This is a genomic window from Pseudoalteromonas sp. MEBiC 03607 (assembly GCF_004792295.1).
Lineage (GTDB): Bacteria > Pseudomonadota > Gammaproteobacteria > Enterobacterales > Alteromonadaceae > Pseudoalteromonas > Pseudoalteromonas lipolytica_C.
Window position 1 is genome coordinate 1,353,715 of the sequence record NZ_SRRY01000001.1, and the last position, 19,155, is coordinate 1,372,869.

The following is a 19,155-nucleotide window of genomic DNA, read 5'->3' on the forward strand; positions in this document are numbered from 1 at the left end:
TCTTGTGTAGTTTAAGTTTTCATGTTCTTTATTGACTTATATTTTAAATTCAAGTTTTTAATTTTGATTAATTATCTCTAATTTTTTAAGGGATGTATAAAAGGAAGTGATTATGAATAAACTATTTTTTCTATTCATTATAGGGGTTGTTTTTTCTACTAATGCTAAGCAGGTATCTGTACCACTTGCCAGCAATGGTGATGGTGAGATTGTTGTTATTGCTAGTATTCAACAGACTGATAATTATAGTGGACAAGGCTTACTGACAAAAAAGGCACCAAGTAAAGAGCTGCAAGCACTGCAGCAGTATTATCGTTTTGCAAAAGCTGATAACACAAAACAATTACTGACCACTCTTTTTGAGGGAGATGGTACACGGGCTAACATTAGTAAAGAATTGAAACGCAGGCCCGATAAATTTTCAAACTACAACAAGCTAAGTGCTCTTGAGCTAAATAATAACTACCTATGGGGAGAGTATGCAGTGCTCTCACTTGATTGGGGAATTAATGGTAAAGCAATGAGTTGGTACGATGCAGTCTATTGTAGTCAACAGCGAAGATGTGCAGTAAGCGATATGATGGTAAGGGGAAGTGATAACTCTGGCATGGTATCAAGTGTTATTGCCTTAGCTGAACATAAACCACATTTTAAAAGCACAAAAAGCTTTGATTTTACAGTGGATTACTTTCCTGATTACGGCGTTAATAAAGTAAACCCCGTTACTGTTAAGTTCGATTTAACTCCTTTAGCTTCTAAAGTTACCTTTAGCAAAGGTAGCTCTGCAGAGGTTAATGTAAACAAAGATAAGGGTTTGGCTAATATAAACAAATATATTCAAGCAGTATGGCAACATAGTAAAGATACAACAGAATTTTGGCACAATTATGATCCACAAGTATTAATACCTGTTATGTATGGTGAGCAGGATATGAGTATTAAATATTATACAGCGACAGCGTACATGCAGTTTATTGGTAATATAAGTGAAATAAAATTTGTGATGACACTAAAAACAAAAGAAACAATTTATTATATTGCTAAAGTAAAGCATGCTGAATTTTCAAACTACATGTTGTTTGCAGTAGATAAAAAAAGCCATAAATTAAAACATTCATATGATGAACCTTTATTTAGCTCTGTACTTACTAGCCACGAATTTTATAACAAGTTAGGTATAGCAAAGTTTTAGAGGGATTTATGTTCAAAGAAGGTGAAGAGGTTTTAACTTTTAGAATGGGGGGGGGAGCTAATTTTAAAGCCGCTTTTTTGCTTGCTTGTAATGAGAAGGTATATGTGAAAAAAACTTTTCTAGGTAGTATGTTTCCTTATTTTTTTATATTCCACTTATCCTTGCTTTTTGTAAAATATCATATGAATTTTTTATTATGGAGGAATATAAACTTATTGTTGTATGTTTTGTTTTTTACTCCTTTCTTGCTAGCTTTTTTATTTTTATTTTTAGAAAATCTCGAGTAAAAAAAGAGTTCGACTTTGAGTCTGGCTATTACAAAGAGGGTGGCAAAAAGCTTGTGCGTATTGAAGATATCAGCCAGTTTTTAGTTATTTCTCACTATTGTTCAAGTAGTAGTGGTTCGCCTTATACAGCTTTTCAGTTTGGCTTTTATTGCAAGGAAAATAAAGGGTATGTGTTAATGGATCATAGTAGCTATTCGAGTATTAAACGTGATGTGCAAATGATTTCAGAGCGGTTGAATGTGCCATACGAAATTCTAAATGAGCATGATAAATATAAGCCTAATCCTATAAGAGCTTTTTAATAAGTTAAATTATACTTTTAAATGAAGTTTAGAATAATACAAGCAAAGCCATAAATTAAAACATTCATATGATGAACCTTTATTTAGCTCTGTACTTACTAGCCGCGAATTTTATAACAAGTTAAATGCAACACAATTTTAGGAGGCTCTATGTTCAAAGAGGGTGAGGAGGTGTTAACTTTCACAAATGGTGGCGGAGCTAATCATAAAACAGCTTATTTGATTGCTGGTAATAATAAAGTTCATGTAAAGAAAACTTTTCTAGGTAGTGTATTTCCTTATTTCTTTTATGTTCCGCTTGTTTTGATTTTTTTAATGTTTTCTTATGTGACATTAGTTCTCGGTAGTTATTATTTACTAATTGTTTGTTTTTTTGTTTGTTTTGTTTTTGGTTTTTTAGTTTTTTTAATTTTTAAATCATCACGAGTGAAAAAAGAGTTTGATTTTAACTCTGGCTATTACAAAGAGGATGGTAAAGAGCTTGTGCGTATTGAAGATATTAGCCAGTTTTTTGTTATTTCTCATTATTGCCCAGGTGGTAGTGGTTCGTCTTATACTGCGCTTCAGTTTGGGTTTTATAGTAAACAAAATAAAGGGTATGTGTTAATGGATCATAGCAACTATTCGAGTATTGAACGTGATGTGCAAATGATTTCAGAGCGGTTGAATGTGCCATACGAAATTCTAAATGAGCATGATAAATATAAGCCTAATCCTATAAGGGCCTTTTAATTAAGGTACTACTATTTATTCAATTAGCAGCAAGCTAATTCATTGTAAAAGCCCCGCACAGCTGTACGGGGCTTTTTTGTGGCGTTAGTCGAGCTTGAAGCGGTTTACGACATCACTTAACGCTTGTGAGCTTTGCTTTAAGTTTTCACTGGCGTTCGAAAGTCCTTCGGTATTCGACAGTGATTGCTCGGTTGATTGTGAAAGCTCATTAATCCGTAAATTAACCTCATCTGCGGCGCTGGTTTGTTGCTCAGTAGCGCGGGCGATTTGGCTGTTCATATCTTTGATAATAGTAACAAGTCGCTCAATCTCACTCAGTGAGCTATTTGCTTCACCTGCCTGTGAAACTGTTTCGGTTGATAACTGTTGGCTTGCTGATACAGCATCAACAGCAGCTTGTGCGCCTGCTTGTAATTTACTGATCATGGCTTGAATTTCGTCGGTACTTTTACCTGTACGACTTGCTAATGTACGTACTTCGTCAGCTACTACGGCAAAGCCTCGCCCTTGTTCACCAGCACGAGCTGCTTCAATGGCAGCATTGAGTGCCAGTAAGTTGGTCTGCTCAGCAATGCTGCGGATAACATCAAGTACTGAGCCAATGTTGTTACTCTCTGCAGCAAGATCCGCCGTTACCTTACTCACTTGTTCAATATTATGCGACAGTGTCTCAATGGCGGTAATGGTCTTGTTAAGAACCTGCTTGCCCGCTTCGGCATTTTGTGCGGCTTCATTAGCGGCATGCTCAGCTTGATCGGCATTTTGACTGACATCGTGAATTTGATGAGTCATTTGTTCCATTGCGGTTGCTACCTGAGTCGAGCTGTCGTTTTGTAGCTCAATAAAAGAGTGATTTGTTTTACTGGCATCATCAACACTATGGGCAAACTGATTTACTTGCTCGGCATTGTGGGCAACATGTTTCAGTGACTCACGCATTTTTGCGGTGTACAAATTAAAGTAGCGCGATAAACGAGACACTTCATCATTGCCATTTTCATCAAGCTTTTGGGTTAAGTCGCCTTCACCTTGCGAGATGTCTTTCATCATGTCGGCGGCAAGTTGTGTCGGGCGCAAGATGCTATTGGCAATTAGGTAGCTTAGCGCAACCAGTAGGGCAATGATCACCACTGCGGTAATAATCACATGGTTACGTAGCGAAGAGAATGCCTCTTCAATGGTATCGATGTAGACACCAGAACCAACAATCCATTGCCATTTATCAAAGCCTTTTACGTAGGCAATTTTATCAACCGGCTCGTCTTTACCTGGCTTTGGCCACTTATAAGGAATAAAACCTTCACCTTGTTTTTTGACGATATTAACCATATCGACAAATAACAACACGCCATCTGGATCTTTACTGCCCGCTAGCGATTTACCATTTAATTCGGGCTTAAACGGGTGCATGACCATAACGGGTTGATAATCGTTGATCCAAAAGTAATTGTTGTTGTCGTAACGAAGTGCTGAAATTGTTTCGAGGGCTGCTTGTTTTGCTTGTTGCTCACTCAGCTTACCTTGCTCAAACAACGCATAGTTATGCTCAATGATAGAGTAAGCAGATTCAACAAGGTTTTGGGTTTTAATGTATTGCTCATGTTTTAGCGAGCTGTATTGCTGCGTTAAACTCGAGACGCTTAAAAATATCAGCCCTATCACGACCACACTCACTAACATGGCGAGGCGCTGAAAAATTGTAAAACGGCGTAAATTCATGTGTGTTCCTTCGTCATGCTCATAAGAGCAATGTATTAAGCGTAGCCAAAATAGGTCGAAAATCTAGTTAAATAGTAGAATACATTGAGACAAAAAAAAGGCTGATTTAACAATCAGCCTTTAGTCTAAGTTACCGAAATAAAACGTGATTACTCAACGTTAAAGTGTCGGTTGAAGAAACTGGTGATAGTTTGGTGTAAGTGCGTTTGTACGCTCTTGCCACGTAAACTGTGTTTTGAACCCGGGTAAGTCATCATTTCGAACTGCTTTTCTTGATCTTGCAGTTGTTTGAATAACTTAGTGGCGTGAGTGAATAACACGTTATCATCTGCCATCCCGTGGTAAATCATCAGTGGGCCTTTTAAGCCTTCAGCATATGGGAAAACTGCACTTGCTTCGTAGCCTTTTGCGTTGGTTGCAGGGTGACCTACATAACGCTCAGTGTAGTGAGTGTCGTAAAGTGCCCAATCAGTTACTGGCGCACCAGAAACACCGGCTTTGAAGTAGTCGCCCGCTTTAAACATAGTCATAAGCGCCATGTAACCACCGTAGCTGTGGCCATAAATACCAATACGCTCTGGGTCAACGTAATCAAGGGTACGTAAGAACTCTACACCTTTAATTTGGTCTGCCACTTCAGCCACACCTAAGTGCTTATAAATCACGTCTTCAAACTTTTTACCACGGTTGTATGAGCCACGGTTATCAAGTTGGAAAATAACATAGCCTTGTTGTGCCATGTACTGGAAGTACAAGTTTTTACTACGCCAGCTGTTCGTTACGCGCTGGGCATGAGGACCGCCATACACGTTAACAATAACCGGGTGCTTTTTACCATCTTGGTAATTAGTTGGCTTGAATAAACGGTAATGCATGATTTGTCCGTCTTCAGCCGTTAGTGTGCCGTACTCTGGAGTGATCAAATCAGCTAGGTAAGGTGTTAATGGGTGTGATTTATCTAACTTGTTTTCTTCAAGCCAAGTGATAAATTCGCCATTAATTTTACGTAATGCTGCAGAGCCAGGCTTATTCACTGATGAGCTGTTATCGATAAAGGTTTTGTTATCTTTAGCAATTACCACATTATGGTAAGCACCTAGCTCAGTTACGCGCTTAATTTCACCTTTTTTGAATAGCGGTACGCTGTAAAGGTGGCTCTCAAGTGCTGTATCTTTGCGACCTGCAAAATAAACAATGCCTTTTTTCTCGTCGATACCTTTTAAACTATCAACAACCCATTCGCCTTGAGTGATTTGACGGATCATTTCACCATTTGTGCGATACAAATACAGGTGTTTAAAGCCGTCGCGCTCAGATGCCCAAACGAAATGTTTTTTATCGTTTAAGAACTGCAAATCAAAGTGCAGGTTAATCCAAGTATCACTGGTTTCTGTTAGGGCAACTGTTTGCTTTTTAGTGTCGCTATTATAAAAACGTAACTCTAAGTTATGTTGCGAACGATCTTGCCACTGGTAAGAAAGCGTTTTGTTATCTTTTAACCATTTTGCACGAGCGATATAGATGTCTTGATCGTCGCCTAAATCAACCCAGTCAGTTTTTTGGTTGTTAATGCTCACAACACCTAACTGAATTTTAACGTTGTCGGTACCTGTAAACGGGTAGCGTTGGTTAAAAAGCTTTACTTCATCCGCGTAAATTTCATTACGGATCGCTTCTTTTACTGGGCTTTCATCAACACGGGTATTAGCGATTTTAGACTCATCACCAGACCACCAGTAACCAGTCATACGGCCCATTTCTTCTTGCGCAACAAACTCGGCCATGCCGTTTTTAATTACGCCGCCGCCATCTTTACTTAATTGGATTTCTTGACCCGTTTTTAAGTTAAGTGCATATAGGTTTTGCTCACGAATAAACGACACATAGTGGCCTTTAGGTGAGAATCGTGCATCGGTTTCGAATGCTTCTGTGTCGGTTAATTTACGGCTTTTAGCTGAAGCAAGCTCATAATAGTAAAGGTCGCCATTAAGTGGGAATAAAAGCGCTTTACCGTCTTTTGACCATTTATATTCTAAAATCCCTTTACCAAAAATACGCTGGCGTTCACGGCGTGCTTTTTCTTCATCAGATAAGTTTTCTGGACCAGAAAATAGCGCAGCAGAGTCAACTAATAGGCGGTTTTTGTTATCTTTTAAGTTGTATTCCCATAAGTCGTAGCGATTGTAATCATCGGTTTTACCTTGCAGGTAAGTGACACGACTTCCATCTGGAGAGAATTTAAGTTGTACAGGCGCTTTACCTGCTAAGCTTGGATCGTCAAAAATACGTTCAAGAGTGAGTGGTTCAGCGGTCACACTGAATGCTGTTGCCACCACTGGTAAAGCAAGTGAGAGAGATTTAATTTTTTTTAGCACAAGGGTACCTTCGCTCGAATAAAAACTGCCACGATGGTAATGGTAAGCTTAGGCAACTGCAACAAAATGCTATAAAGTAGGAGATGTTTACCCATTATCAAAGGATTTATTGATGAAAAATGCCGATATGCTGTTTTCTTTGGCCCCAGAACTAGCACGAGACTGTATCGAACTTGCTGATTGGCCGTTATGCAAAGTGTTATTGATGAATGACAGCCAGTATCCGTGGTTCATTTTAGTTCCTAGGCAGGCAGGGTTAAGAGAAATCATTGATCTATCAGAAGAGCTGCAAATCGTTTTTTTACAAGAGTCAGCTAAGCTTAGTAAGTTGATTCAACAGGTATTCACACCAGATAAATTGAATGTGGCTGCACTTGGCAACATGGTGCCACAATTACACATTCACCATATCGCGCGCTTTAAATCTGACCCAGCATGGCCTGCGCCTGTGTGGGGCAAGCTACCAGCCATCCCTTATACTGATGAGCAAATTAAACAGCTAAAAGCACACTTCTAATTGATGTAAAATAGCTAGGATGAACTAGGATAAATAAATGAAAGAATATAAGAGCACCTCGTAATGAAAATGTATATTTTTGTCGTGCTCTTTGCTTTGAGTTCAGCACCTAGCGTTGCGAAAAGTTATTATTTTGTTGGCAGCCATTTTCCATCGATTTTAGAACATAATGAACAAGGCCAGGTGATTGGCCTTGGTGCTGATATTGCTCACGAAATATGTCGTCGGCTGGGGCATACGCTAGTTATAGATATTATGCCGTTGAAACGTGCCTTGAAGATGGTTGAACAAGGCCATGCTGATGCCATTATTGGCCCATACAAATCCCATTTGCGTGAACAGTACATGCATTATAGTGCTTTACCATTTTACGAAGACCCGATAGTTTTTTACACCAAACCGGATAGTGAGGTTACGTGGGTAGGTAATTTTGCCAGTTTACGAAAAGATACTATTGGGGTTATTCGCGGTTGGAACTATGGTGATGAGTTTAAACGCAATGCATCGAGTTTGTCGCTGTCTGAGGTCGCCAGTGTCAGGGCTAGCTTTTTGCAATTAATGTATGACAGGGTCGATGTTATCCTGACTCACCCTCGTGCTTCGAAACCTGTTATAGATAGTTTAAATATTAAAGATAAAGTGGTTATGCTATCGCCAATCGTGACAGTCAATCAAGGCTATTTTGGTTTTAGTAAGCGTCGTGAACTCGATGAATTTATTAATGCTTTTAATGCTGAGTTTCAAAAAATGTTGATCAACGGGGATATTGTTCGTTTGAACAAAAAGTATGAACTCAGCTTTGTCGCTCATTATTAAAAAACGCTGCATCATGGCAGCGTTTTTTATTTGAGTTTTGCTATTAATTACTGCAAGCGAGCGCCTGCAATAAACTTATAGACCCAATACTTCTTTACCTTGTTTAAAGGTAACATCAACAGGAATATTTGCTTTACTTAGTTTTTCTAAGTCTTTTGCAAGTTCTGCTTTAATTTCACCATGAGTGGCGATTAATTGATCCACTTTTTGATAATCACCGTCACCTTGAATGGTAAGAATTAAGCGAGACAGTTTTTCCATTGCAAGGCTCATTTTCTCCATGTTAACGCTGTATAGGCCGTCAGCATTTTTAGAGAAAGCACCTTCTTCAGCAAAGAAGTTAAAGCGGATCATGTTCGCTTTACCGTGTGCGCTTGATGCACCAAAACGTACAGAGCGGAAGATACCTGCCATAAAGGTGATGTAGTAATCTTCTAATGTACCGTCAGTGATTTCGCCTTTCTTAAGTAATTGCTCAACCATGTAAAGACCTAAGATATCAGCTTTACCTTCTTCAAGTGCGCTTGCATGCTCTTGCAATGATTGGCGAACAGTACCTTTATCGGTAATCGTGTTTTTGATACCTAAACCATGCGCTACTTCATGGAACATGGTGTTGGCAAAGAACGCATCAAAGGTAATGTGTTTACGTTGTTCAGGGACAATCAACTGCTCAGAGATAGGCACTAAGATTTTATCGAATTTAGCACGCATAGCGTTTTTAAGTTGCAGACGACGGGTGCCTTTTTCTAGTTGAACTTGCTCATCATTTGGTAGGTTGATAGCAATTGTTTTACTACCTGCATTAGAGTGACCAGCATAGTAAACTACATCATACGCGTTTAAATCTGCATCAGAGCCAGGGACCTCTTGTTTGTACTTGTCGTCAACAGGTAAGCCTTTTTGCAGTTCAGGTAGAAACGCCGCAAACTTAGCTAGTCGTTCACTCCAGGCAAGATCTTTAACAAGCACATACGACTCATAGGCTGCACGATAACCGAATAGCTGATCTTCGTAAGTTTCAATCGGACCAATAACCACATCGATTGGGTTATTTTTCATATCCATCCATGCAAAATCAGAAGCTCTAAAGTCATCAGTCACAAGCGCATCTGCACGCATGCTTAAGTAATTTGCAAATTCTTTATCATCAGCAAGCTGGCTTGCTTCGCGCAGTAAGTTGGCTGCTTTTTCAAGCTCTTGTGCGTATTCTACTGAATAAGCAACGCTATAAAGTAAACCTTTTTCGTCACGCTTAATGACAGAGTAAAGCCCTGTTTTATCATCTAAAATTGCTTTGTTTAGCTCTTCTTTGCTCATATCACGAGGATAAAACTCAGCGCCAGCTGCTTTTTCTTCATAGCCAGATAAAAAGACTTCATCGCCATTTAAGCGATCCCAAGGACCATAGTTAATATCAGCAAATTTTTGTATTTTCTGATCATTAATTTTCGCAAGGAAAGCATCTTTATTCTCGCCAAATGCTTGGCGCCAGAATAGCTCATCCATGATTTTTGATGCATCAATTAACTTACCGATCATTTGTTTTTGGTTGTCGCTTAGATGGCTTAAATCTGATGTAAGGGTAAAGTCAGTGTAAATATCTAAACGATTGCGATCGATATTAATAAGTTGCGGGTTATTTTCTTTAGCACTTTGCTCAGTTGTAGGTTTCGCTTCTGATGATGTTGCTGGTTGTTCAGAACATGCGCCAAGAAAAACAGCGCCAGATAAGATAAGTGCTTGGCTAATTTTATTTAATGTCATTTTTGCCCGTTCCCGATTTTTTGGTGAGAGTGATTGTTTAGAAAACAAAACGTGCACGCATTAAAGCAAAACTGATGCGTACCTGACAAGTTTACTCTATTTAGGGGTGTATTTAGCCTAAAATTATTAGCTAATAATAAAAAATAGATTATTGCTGTGATTTTCTTAACTTTAGCGCTAAGTTAGTCAATACTAAAACTATAATTAATTTAATAATGTCAGTCAGTAGCTTACCTGTAAAGTGAGCTACCCCAAGAGGATGGCACACATATGTCAACAGAAAATGCATTACTGACCATATTGGTCGATAGAATTAATAACGATACATTAGTACTACCTACACTGCCTGAAGTTGCAGTGAAGGTGAGGCAGGCTGCAGATAATCCAAACGTAAACCTAATGGACATGGCTGATGTTATTTCACACGACCCTGCATTATCTGCGCGAATGATAAAGGTAGCTAATAGTGCATTTATGGGGCGCTCAGTAAAAGTGACCAATTTGCATCAAGCGGTAACACGAATAGGCTTACGACAAATAAAAAACATCGCCACAGCAATGGCGATGGAGCAGCTGTTTGTGTCGCACAATGAGTTGATCAAAGGCTATATGGATAAGGCGTGGCAAAAAACCCTTAAAGTCGCGTGTCACTCAATTACTTTAATGGACTTCTTCTTACGCAGAAATAAGCAAACCTCGCTTAATCGCGACACAATTACTTTGGCGGCACTAGTTTATAACATTGGTGTATTGCCAATTTTAACTGAAGCTGAAAAGCATCCTGAAGTATTCGCAAACCCAAGTTTCCTTGCTCATGCTATCCAAAAGTTGGGCGGTAAAGTAGGTGGTGCAATTATGCGTGCTTGGGGCTTTACTGATGAGTTTGTCGAAGTTGCTGAAAGTTGGGCAAATCCAAACTATCGTCCAGAGCATATATGTTATGTCGACTTCATTCGTATTGGCGCGATATTAGAAGGGATCTTACAGGTTTCTGATAAGTCAGCAGCATTACAAACCTACATGGACAAAGGCGTGATTGAATCTCTTGATATGTTCAACGAAGATGAGTATCACGACATGCTTAATGAAGTAAAAGCAATTTTTACTGAATAACTACAACAAAAAAGCGCGACCAAGTCGCGCTTTTAATATTAACCATTATCTGAGTTAATTTTATAAATCTTCTGCGTCACCTAAGCCTTGGGTCAGATCTTCTAGCAACTGCTTAATTTCTTCTGATGCTAAGATAAAGTCTGCATCAAGTTTTACCGCCATATCTTCTTTTGGAATGTCGGCGTTTTCTTCTTTTAATGTTTCTGAATAGCTTAAGCGCTTAATAGAGCCATCGTTTTGCAGCATGAACTTAACGCGCTCTTGCCAATCAAGAGCAAGCTTAGTTACGCGCTTACCATTTTCTAGGTGAGATTTAACTTCATCACAAGATAGGTCATGGCCTTTTAATTTTACCTGAGCGCCACTGTCATCGGCTTCTTCAAGCTCTGCATCGTTACCGATAGAAAAGCCCTCAGGGGTACTGAAATTAGTTAACCAGTCAGTTAAAAATACATCTAAATCGTAGTTAGCAAATGCGGGTACCACAGGCAGTGTGCCAAGTGATTTACGTAATAAGGCTAAAAGCTCTTCTGCTTTATTAAAGCTTGCGCTGTTAACCACAACCCAGCCATTCTTTTGGTCAATAAATGCAAACTGTAGGCTCGACTTTTTGAACGCTTGAGGCAGTAAAGTATGCAGAATATTTTCTTTTAGTTCGTCTTTTTCTTTTTTCTTTACTGGGCGGTTTTCTTCGGCTTCGATTTGCTCAACTTTTTCTGCCACCATTTCATTGATAACAGCGGCTGGCAGAACTTTTTCTTCACGCTTAGCGCATACTAAAATGCTGTCTTGAGAGAAATGAGACAGAGTTTGACCATGCTTACCGAACGCTTTTGTCCAACCGAAAGTTGAAAGCTCTTGGCCTGTACATGAGCGGAATAGATCTTGCTCTAGGGCTTTGTCGAAGTCTTCTTGAGAGTATGAAACGTCTTGTTTAAAACGGTAACAGATAAGGTTACTAAACCACATAATTAGGCTAATCCTTTCAATAAATTTGCCCAATCATAACAATAAAAAACTGATGCCGAAATGAATCATTTCGGCATTAGCTCTAATTGCTTATGAGTTAAACATTGAAAGTGGTTTTGGCATGTTTTTCGGAAAACTAATATGGTAATGCAAGCCTTTGCCTACTTCGCTTGATACTTCAATATCGCCACTGAGCGTCTGCTTAACGAGGTTAAAGGTAATATGCGTGCCCAAGCCACTCCCGCCTTGGTCACGTTTAGTGGTAAAGAACGGGTCAAACAGTTTTTCGAGCTGATCTTTCGAAACGCCATTACCGTTGTCTTTAAAGTCGATAACTACTTCGTCGTCTTCATCTTTGATGATTATGTCAATCACGCCACTTTCGATGCCTTCAAAACCATGGATCAGAGAGTTCATAATCAAATTCGTAAAGATCTGACTAATCGCACCGGCTGGTAAATTTAAGGTCAAATCGCTAGGGCAATCTAAATTGATATGATGGGATGTTTTCTTAAGTTTAGGGTGAAGAGAGCGAATGACTTCACCTAAGTACTCTTTAAAATTGATAGTGCGCACAGCTTCACTAGCTTGGTCTACTGCGATTTGTTTAAAACTCGCAACCAGTTCCGAGGCTCTATCTAAGTTACTCGTCAATAGGCTGGTGCTTTGTTTGGCATCATTAATAAATTCTTCTAACGCTTTTGGCGAGAGTGTTTTGTCTTTATAAGCAGCCTCTATTTGATCAAGGCGCTCTTGTAAAAATGAAGTCGCAGTCACGCCAATGCCAATTGGCGTGTTTACATCATGGGTGATACCAGCAACTAGACCACCCAGTGCAGCCATTTTCTCAGAACCGACTAAACGCTCTTGTGCCATGTTGAGTTCATCAAGGTAACGCTGCAGCTCGTTTTGTTTAGCGATCAGCTCTTGTTCGGTCTGTTTACGTAAATCGATTTCTTCGGTCAGCGTAAGCTTTTGCTTTTCAAGCTCGTATTTTTGTTCTTGTAAGTCCATCATCGCTTGACTCAAATTAGACGTTTTACGAGCTACTTCTTGTTCTAACTGCAAATTGTGTTGATCGAGTTTTTCATTACTGATTAATAACTCTTTTTGTGTGTGCTCGAGCTCTTCACGATAAAGTACAACTTTGTCGATAAGGCGATTGAATGACTCTTCCATTACTTTGAGCTCATTACGCTCGGTGGTTTTCACTTCAATATGACGACCTTCTAAGTCATTGAGCTCTAAATCTTCGATTTGTTCTGTAAATTGTGAAAGAGGCTCTGTGAGTCTTTTTCTAAAGGCAAGTAAGAATAAAAAGATCAAAAAGGTGGTTTTGATCATTGCATTACCAATCAAGAAGTAGATAGAAATCATGATTCGACTAAAAACGACTTCTCGACTTGAGAACAATGTGACATCACCAACTTGAGTCGTTTTACCTGAAAACTCAAAAATCAGTGGAAATGTATAACCGAACAAACCTGAAGGCGTGTCCTCAATAATGGCTTCTTCTTGCACTAACTGTTGGCTGTAAAGTTCATGTATATCTAAAGAACGGCCAAGTTGCGAAAGAACTTCACCACTATCGTCACGAACAATAATGCCTTCAATCATGGGGATTGCTAATAAACCTTCAGCGGTCGTAATAGTCTGTTTATCATTAAGTTCCCAAATAGCGCGGGTTAAACTGCGACTAAAGGTTTTTTGCAGTGTTGTTAGTTCATCGCGAATGTAATCTTTGGTGTTAACGTATTCAGCAATAACCTGTCCACATGTCACTACAAAAGTAAGTAGAAAGTAGACCGATAGTACATTTGTTAATAACTCTTTTGACAGGCTTTTTTGTAGCATGGAATATCCATAGCTCCTTGGTGACATGATTAATACATTCAGCTAGTTCTAAAGTTAGCTAATAAATGCTTAAAAATAAATAAATATATCCTTTTTTACTGGAAGTTTATTAATTGTTACTAATTTCTTAATAAACTTAGCCTTACTGCACTAATAAAAGTGTGTTATAAATTTGTACCGTATTTAATTTTAGACTTTTTTTACGTTGTAATTGTGACAACGAAGATTTTATTTCATGGATAATCTTAATTTTACCGTGCTGGTCTGTGATGACTCTACAATAGCCAGAAAACAGGTTGTGCGCTGTTTAGATGATTGTCTCAGTGCTGATATTCAACAAGCCTCAAATGGTCGAGAAGCGCTTGCCTTGTTAAGAAAGCAAAGTTTTGACTTACTGTGCCTAGATTTAACAATGCCAGAAATCGATGGAATCGAAGTGCTCGAATCAATCAAGGCGGAAAAAATAGAATGCTTTGTTATCGTTATTTCGGCTGATATTCAAGCTGAAATGAAGCAAAGAGTAGTAAGGTTAGGTGCAATTGACTTCATTGATAAACCGATAGATATTGTGCGCTTAAAAGCTACTTTGCATAAATTTGGTATTCGTTAACTTTTAAAATTATTTAAATGCATAATTTATCTTTTTTTAAGGGTTGACATCTTGGCTGTTTTTAAGGCAGTCTACAGACTATGAAAACATTTAATCACGCAACGACCATTATTATTACAACCATCATCCTTACGGGATAGTGGCATAGGTCGGTGCAACAAAATTATAGGCCTGTGTTCACTAGAACACAGGCCTTTTTCGTTTATGGAATGAGGAAACATAAATAATGCGAGTATTAAAATTTGGTGGGTCGTCCTTGGCCGACTACGCATGTTTGCAACAGGTAGCTCAGTTAGTTAAAGAAGAACTGAAAGATGAAATGTTATTAGTGCTATCTGCACCGGGTGGCATGACAGACTCTTTGGTTGCATTGGCAAGTACAGCTGAACAAGGTCAAGACTTTAGTGAGCAGTGGCAGAATTTAATCAATCGCTGTGAGCAGCTAAAATCGGCGGTAGAAGCAGACTATGGTCAAGTAGCAAACTGGCCAGACTTAAGTGAGTTAAAAAATAAGCTTGATGGAGTGGCGCTATTAAAATGTTGTCCAGATCAAGTACGCGCTTATGTAATTAGCTTTGGTGAGCGTATTAGTGTTGCTCTAATGGAATGTATGCTCAAACAAAGCAATGCACGTTATTTAGAAGCAACAGAATGTATTGCTTCAGTGGGTGGCTACATTGATGCAGAGGCTGACCTTAATGTAAGCAAATTACGTTTTCAAGAAGCGTTAAAAGCTGCCCCAAGCACTATTTATATTATGCCGGGCTTTACTGCTGCGAATGAGCAAGGTGAATTGACTACTCTTGGTCGTAATGGCTCTGATTATTCTGCTGCAATAGCTGCGGCGTGTTTAGACGCTGATGTATGCCAAATCTGGACTGACGTTGATGGTGTTTACAACGCAGATCCGCGTTATATTAAAAAAGCTTCTAAAGTTGATTCGCTATCTTATAAAGAAGCGATGGAGCTTTCTTATTTTGGTGCGAAAGTATTGCACCCGAAAACGATTTTACCTTGTGCCAAAGCGGGTGTGCCGTGCGAGATTAAAAATACTCATAACCCACGTGCCGAAGGTTCTGTGATCAGTAACGACAGTGTATCTAACGAGCCAGTTAAAGCGTTATCAAGTTTACAAAACCTCGCTATGTTGACGGTGTCAGGGCCTGGTATGAAGGGTAAAGTGGGGATGGCATCAAAAGTATTTAATGCCTTGGCTCATGACAATGTCTCAATCGTATTAATTACTCAATCTTCGTGTGAATTTAGTATCAGCTTTTGTGTGCATGAGAGTGATTTATCGTTAGCTCTTGAAGCACTGCAAACAGCCTTTGAATTAGAATCGCAAGCTGGTTTAATCGAGCCTGTACAAGTACAACGTAACCTTGCAATTGTCACTTTAGTGGGTGATAACATGCGTGCTCACAAAGGTTTAGCGGCCAAGTTCTTTGCTTCATTAGCTCAAGCACAAGTGAATATTGTAGCTATTGCACAAGATTCAACTGAAAGCGCTATTTCAGCAGTGATTGACGGTGAGCTATGCAACGACGCAGTAAAAGTGTGTCACGAGAACTTCTTTACTCACATCCCATCAATCGACGTGTTTTTACTTGGTTGTGGTTTAGTTGGGCAAGAGCTTATCCAGCAATTAGAGCGTCAACAAGCGTGGCTCGAAAAGCGTAATATCAAGCTTAATTTATACGGTGTTGCGAATTCAAAACAGTTATACCTAGACAGTGAAGGTATCGCTTTTGATGGTTGGCAGGATAAACTCGCAGCCTCTGAACAAGGCTTCGACCTTAATTTAGTTGAGCAATTTGTAAAACAAAACCACCTTATTAATCCTGTAATTGTTGATTGCAGCTCAGCCGATAAACTTGCTGCGCAATATGTTGATTTCTTAAATGCAGGTTTCCATGTGGTTGCGGCAAACAAAAAAGCCAATACTAGCTCGTATGCGTACTACCAAGATTTAGTTGCAGCGACACAAAAGAATAACCGTAAGTTTTTATACGAAACAAACGTAGGTGCAGGCTTACCGGTACTTGATAATCTCAAATCATTATTTGGTGCAGGTGACGAACTAATTAAGTTCAGCGGTATTCTATCGGGCTCATTATCGTATATGTTTGGTGCGCTTCAGGATGGTTTATCACTTAGCGAAGCAACATTAAAAGCGAAAGAAAGTGGTTTTACTGAGCCAGACCCGCGTGATGACTTATCGGGCACAGATGTAGCCCGCAAGCTTCTGATCATTGCTCGTGAGTCGGGTCTTGAGTTAGAACTGAGCGATATCGAAGTAGAGTCTGTATTGCCAAAAGGGTTTGCAGAAGGCGACTCTGTTGACGAGTTTATGGCGAAGCTACCTAGTCTAGATGCTGAATTTAACGACCGCATTCAAAGTGCAGCCAGTGAAGGTAAAGTTCTACGTTATGTAGGCACAATTGAAAATGGTCATTGTAAAGTCGGTATTGAGGCTGTCGATAGCAGTCACGCACTTTATGATATTCGCGATGGTGAAAATGCATTAGCAATTTTAAGTCAATACTATCAACCACGTCCGTTCGTGATTCGTGGCTATGGTGCTGGTGCTGAAGTAACAGCAGCAGGTGTATTTGCTGACATCCTCAAAACATTAACACGATAGGAGCAGGTTATGATCCGTGTATATGCACCTGCTTCTATCGGCAATTTTGCAGTTGGGTTTGACGCATTAGGCGCTGCTTTAGCGCCCATCGATGGCACTTTATTGGGTGATGTTGTTGAAGTAAGTCCTGCTGAGCAAGACACTTTTGTATGCTCTGGCGACTATGCCCATAAGCTGCCTGCCAATGCAGAAGAAAACCTAGCATATCAATGTTTAATTCACTTTAAAGAACACGTTGCGCCTGCTATGCCAGCGGTAAAACTTGAACTTAAAAAGAATCTACCTATTGGCTCTGGGCTAGGTTCAAGTGCTTGCTCTGTGGTGGCAGCCTTTGCAGCCCTTGATAAATTTGCACAAACCAATTTATCACAAGAGCAACTCATCGAATTGATGGCTGATTTTGAAGCTATGGTTAGTGGCGGCCGTCATTACGATAACATCACACCATGCTACTTAGGTGGCTTGCAATTAACTGGCGAACTCATTCCCAATAAATCAATTTCGTTACCTGTTGATAATCAATGGTATTACGTGGCGGCTTTTCCTGGCTTTTCGCTAAATACCGCAAAAGCACGCTCAGTACTGCCAAAACAATTATCAATGCATGACAGTGTTGAATTTGCACAACGTCTTTCGGCTTTTAGCAGTTTACTGCTAACGGGACGCTTTGATGCTGCGCTATCAATCATGACTGATGAAATAGCCGAGCCGCATCGAGCACCCCTTATCCAAGGTTTTGCCGAAGCGAAACAAGCATTACCAGAGCTTGGTGCCGAAATCGTCAGTATTTCGGGTGCAGGCCCAACATTATTTACCGTGTGTAAAAGTTTAGATGCTGCAGAAAAATGCGCAGCTTGGCTGAACGATAATTACATTAATGAGCAGGGTTTCAGCCACATCTGTCAACTCGATCAGCTTGGCACACGAGAGCTTTAAAGAATTTAAGGAAACAACATGCAATTACATAATTTAAAAGATGAATCACAACAGGTGTCGTTTGTTGAAGCGGTAAAAACGGGATTAGGGCGTAATCAAGGTGTCTTTTTTCCTGATAGCTTAATGCCTATCAAAGATGTTGATGCGCTACTTGATTTGGACTTTGTTAGCCGTAGCAGCAAAATTTTATCACACCTGATTGGTGATGAGCTGCCTGCCGATACTGTTGCACAGATGGTGCAAAATGCGTTTAACTTTGATGTGAAATTGGTTGAAGTTGAAAAAGACATGTATTGCTTAGAGCTTTTTCATGGTCCAACGCTTGCCTTTAAGGACTTTGGTGGTCGTTTTATGGCTGAGTGTTTGGCGCAGTTTAACCAAGGCGAAAAAGTAACGATTTTAACGGCAACATCGGGTGATACAGGAGCCGCCGTTGCCCATGCGTTTTATAACAAGCCAAATATTGATGTAGTTATTCTGTATCCGAAAGGTAAAATTTCATTAGCGCAGCAAAAACTGTTCACCACACTTGGCAATAACATTCACTGCTATGCGGTTGATGGTAGTTTTGATGACTGTCAAAGCATGGTCAAAAATGCGTTTTTAGACGATGAAGTAAAACAAAAACTTGGCCTTAACTCAGCTAACTCGATCAATATCAGTCGCTTGGTCGCTCAAGTGTGTTATTACTTTGAAGCAATAGCCCAGTTGCCAAAAGAAAAGCGTAGCAAGGCACATATCTCAGTACCAAGTGGTAACTTTGGTAATGTGTGCGCTGCGATGATTGGTGCTGTTCTTGGTATGCCTGTCGCAAAATTGAGTGCAACAACCAACCAAAATGACACTGTGCCACGTTTTTTACAAAGCAAAGAGTGGGCACCTAACGAAACGCTTGAGTCATTATCAAACGCAATGGATGTGAGTAAACCGAATAACTGGCCACGTGTTCAATTTATGTTGGATAATAATTGGTTTAGCTATGATGACTTTTACTCAAGTTGTGTTGGCGAAGAAGAAACCAAAGAAGTGATGAAAAAAATTCATCAAACGGGTTATATCGCAGAACCTCATACAGCAATTGCTTACCAAGGCTTAAAAGAAAATTTAGCAGATGGCAGTGCCGGTATATTTTTAGCAACGGCACATCCTGCTAAATTTAAAGAAAGTGTTGAAGATATTTTAGGTATTGAGTTAGCAATGCCTAAGCCTCTAGCAGATGCCCTTGCTAAGCCTTGTTTAGCAGAAGACATCAAGCATGATTATCAACTATTGAGAACAGAGCTTTTAAATAAACTAGCTTAAGGTAATTAAAAGAGCGGCAT

15 protein-coding genes are annotated in these 19,155 nt (G+C 39.6%); 10 read left to right on the forward strand and 5 right to left on the reverse strand.

Annotated features, from left to right (window positions below):
* Nucleotides 1-112: 112 nt before the first annotated feature.
* The 3 genes from E5N72_RS06165 (at nucleotide 113) to E5N72_RS06175 (ending at nucleotide 2,513) form a co-directional block, all read left to right on the forward strand.
* Complete coding sequence (locus E5N72_RS06165) at nucleotides 113-1,192, forward strand: hypothetical protein (RefSeq protein ID WP_135923670.1); 1,080 nt, start codon at nucleotides 113-115, stop codon at nucleotides 1,190-1,192.
* A gap of 196 nt (nucleotides 1,193-1,388) precedes the next feature.
* Nucleotides 1,389-1,781 (forward strand): hypothetical protein, encoded by a 393-nt coding sequence (locus tag E5N72_RS06170; protein ID WP_135923671.1) that lies wholly within the window; start codon nucleotides 1,389-1,391, stop codon nucleotides 1,779-1,781.
* Between the two features lie 150 nt (nucleotides 1,782-1,931).
* Complete coding sequence (locus tag E5N72_RS06175; RefSeq protein WP_135923672.1) at nucleotides 1,932-2,513, forward strand: hypothetical protein; 582 nt, start codon at nucleotides 1,932-1,934, stop codon at nucleotides 2,511-2,513.
* Between the two features lie 84 nt (nucleotides 2,514-2,597).
* Here E5N72_RS06175 and E5N72_RS06180 read toward each other — a convergent pair whose 3' ends face one another.
* Together E5N72_RS06180 and E5N72_RS06185 are read right to left on the reverse strand one after the other, a co-directional pair.
* Nucleotides 2,598-4,232 carry a methyl-accepting chemotaxis protein gene (locus E5N72_RS06180; RefSeq protein WP_135923673.1) on the reverse strand — a complete coding sequence of 545 codons (1,635 nt, stop codon included), beginning with the start codon at nucleotides 4,230-4,232 and terminating at the stop codon, nucleotides 2,598-2,600.
* A 149-nt stretch (nucleotides 4,233-4,381) separates the two neighbouring features.
* Nucleotides 4,382-6,607: a S9 family peptidase gene (locus tag E5N72_RS06185; RefSeq protein ID WP_135923674.1), complete on the reverse strand. Its 2,226-nt coding sequence runs from the start codon at nucleotides 6,605-6,607 to the stop codon at nucleotides 4,382-4,384.
* Nucleotides 6,608-6,719: 112 nt separating this feature from the next.
* Here E5N72_RS06185 and E5N72_RS06190 point away from each other — a divergent pair, with 112 nt between their 5' ends.
* Both E5N72_RS06190 and E5N72_RS06195 read left to right on the forward strand, forming a co-directional pair.
* On the forward strand, nucleotides 6,720-7,124 hold the full coding sequence (locus E5N72_RS06190; RefSeq protein ID WP_135923675.1) for an HIT domain-containing protein: 405 nt from the start codon (nucleotides 6,720-6,722) through the stop codon (nucleotides 7,122-7,124).
* A 63-nt stretch (nucleotides 7,125-7,187) separates the two neighbouring features.
* The gene (locus E5N72_RS06195) at nucleotides 7,188-7,940 is read left to right on the forward strand and encodes a transporter substrate-binding domain-containing protein (RefSeq protein WP_135923676.1); all 753 of its coding nucleotides are present in this window, start codon (nucleotides 7,188-7,190) and stop codon (nucleotides 7,938-7,940) included.
* A gap of 75 nt (nucleotides 7,941-8,015) precedes the next feature.
* Here the strand turns inward: E5N72_RS06195 and E5N72_RS06200 are convergent, their stop codons facing one another.
* Complete coding sequence (locus tag E5N72_RS06200) at nucleotides 8,016-9,707, reverse strand: Zn-dependent hydrolase (protein WP_135923677.1); 1,692 nt, start codon at nucleotides 9,705-9,707, stop codon at nucleotides 8,016-8,018.
* A 270-nt stretch (nucleotides 9,708-9,977) separates the two neighbouring features.
* Here E5N72_RS06200 and E5N72_RS06205 point away from each other — a divergent pair, with 270 nt between their 5' ends.
* Nucleotides 9,978-10,820, forward strand: coding sequence for an HDOD domain-containing protein (locus E5N72_RS06205; RefSeq protein WP_135923678.1), 843 nt, complete (start codon nucleotides 9,978-9,980; stop codon nucleotides 10,818-10,820).
* 60 nt (nucleotides 10,821-10,880) lie between these two features.
* Here the strand turns inward: E5N72_RS06205 and rdgC are convergent, their stop codons facing one another.
* Nucleotides 10,881-11,789, reverse strand: coding sequence for a recombination-associated protein RdgC (rdgC, locus tag E5N72_RS06210; protein WP_135923679.1), 909 nt, complete (start codon nucleotides 11,787-11,789; stop codon nucleotides 10,881-10,883).
* Between the two features lie 90 nt (nucleotides 11,790-11,879).
* Nucleotides 11,880-13,643 carry a HAMP domain-containing sensor histidine kinase gene (locus tag E5N72_RS06215; RefSeq protein ID WP_135923680.1) on the reverse strand — a complete coding sequence of 588 codons (1,764 nt, stop codon included), beginning with the start codon at nucleotides 13,641-13,643 and terminating at the stop codon, nucleotides 11,880-11,882.
* Nucleotides 13,644-13,878: 235 nt separating this feature from the next.
* Between E5N72_RS06215 and E5N72_RS06220 the strand changes: the two genes are divergently transcribed.
* The 4 genes from E5N72_RS06220 to thrC all read left to right on the forward strand — a co-directional run bounded on the left by E5N72_RS06220 (nucleotide 13,879) and on the right by thrC (nucleotide 19,135).
* Entirely contained in the window at nucleotides 13,879-14,253 is a 375-nt protein-coding gene (locus E5N72_RS06220) for a response regulator (protein WP_135923681.1), read from the forward strand.
* Nucleotides 14,254-14,479: 226 nt separating this feature from the next.
* Entirely contained in the window at nucleotides 14,480-16,897 is a 2,418-nt protein-coding gene (thrA, locus tag E5N72_RS06225) for a bifunctional aspartate kinase/homoserine dehydrogenase I (protein ID WP_135923682.1), read from the forward strand.
* Between the two features lie 9 nt (nucleotides 16,898-16,906).
* The gene (thrB, locus tag E5N72_RS06230) at nucleotides 16,907-17,833 is read left to right on the forward strand and encodes a homoserine kinase (RefSeq protein ID WP_135923683.1); all 927 of its coding nucleotides are present in this window, start codon (nucleotides 16,907-16,909) and stop codon (nucleotides 17,831-17,833) included.
* An 18-nt stretch (nucleotides 17,834-17,851) separates the two neighbouring features.
* Nucleotides 17,852-19,135 carry a threonine synthase gene (gene thrC, locus E5N72_RS06235; protein WP_135923684.1) on the forward strand — a complete coding sequence of 428 codons (1,284 nt, stop codon included), beginning with the start codon at nucleotides 17,852-17,854 and terminating at the stop codon, nucleotides 19,133-19,135.
* Nucleotides 19,136-19,155: the final 20 nt, after the last annotated feature.

Bases quoted from the DNA above. Each gene is read 5' to 3' on its own strand.
- E5N72_RS06215 (WP_135923680.1), bottom strand. From the start codon at position 13,643: ATGCTACAAAAAAGCCTGTCAAAAGAGTTATTAACAAATGTACTATCG.
- thrC (WP_135923684.1), top strand. From the start codon at position 17,852: ATGCAATTACATAATTTAAAAGATGAATCACAACAGGTGTCGTTTGTT.
- E5N72_RS06190 (WP_135923675.1), top strand. From the start codon at position 6,720: ATGAAAAATGCCGATATGCTGTTTTCTTTGGCCCCAGAACTAGCACGA.
- thrA (WP_135923682.1), top strand. From the start codon at position 14,480: ATGCGAGTATTAAAATTTGGTGGGTCGTCCTTGGCCGACTACGCATGT.
- E5N72_RS06195 (WP_135923676.1), top strand. From the start codon at position 7,188: ATGAAAATGTATATTTTTGTCGTGCTCTTTGCTTTGAGTTCAGCACCT.
- E5N72_RS06170 (WP_135923671.1), top strand. From the start codon at position 1,389: ATGGAGGAATATAAACTTATTGTTGTATGTTTTGTTTTTTACTCCTTT.
- E5N72_RS06205 (WP_135923678.1), top strand. From the start codon at position 9,978: ATGTCAACAGAAAATGCATTACTGACCATATTGGTCGATAGAATTAAT.
- E5N72_RS06200 (WP_135923677.1), bottom strand. From the start codon at position 9,707: ATGACATTAAATAAAATTAGCCAAGCACTTATCTTATCTGGCGCTGTT.
- rdgC (WP_135923679.1), bottom strand. From the start codon at position 11,789: ATGTGGTTTAGTAACCTTATCTGTTACCGTTTTAAACAAGACGTTTCA.
- E5N72_RS06175 (WP_135923672.1), top strand. From the start codon at position 1,932: ATGTTCAAAGAGGGTGAGGAGGTGTTAACTTTCACAAATGGTGGCGGA.
- E5N72_RS06165 (WP_135923670.1), top strand. From the start codon at position 113: ATGAATAAACTATTTTTTCTATTCATTATAGGGGTTGTTTTTTCTACT.
- thrB (WP_135923683.1), top strand. From the start codon at position 16,907: ATGATCCGTGTATATGCACCTGCTTCTATCGGCAATTTTGCAGTTGGG.
- E5N72_RS06180 (WP_135923673.1), bottom strand. From the start codon at position 4,232: ATGAATTTACGCCGTTTTACAATTTTTCAGCGCCTCGCCATGTTAGTG.
- E5N72_RS06220 (WP_135923681.1), top strand. From the start codon at position 13,879: ATGGATAATCTTAATTTTACCGTGCTGGTCTGTGATGACTCTACAATA.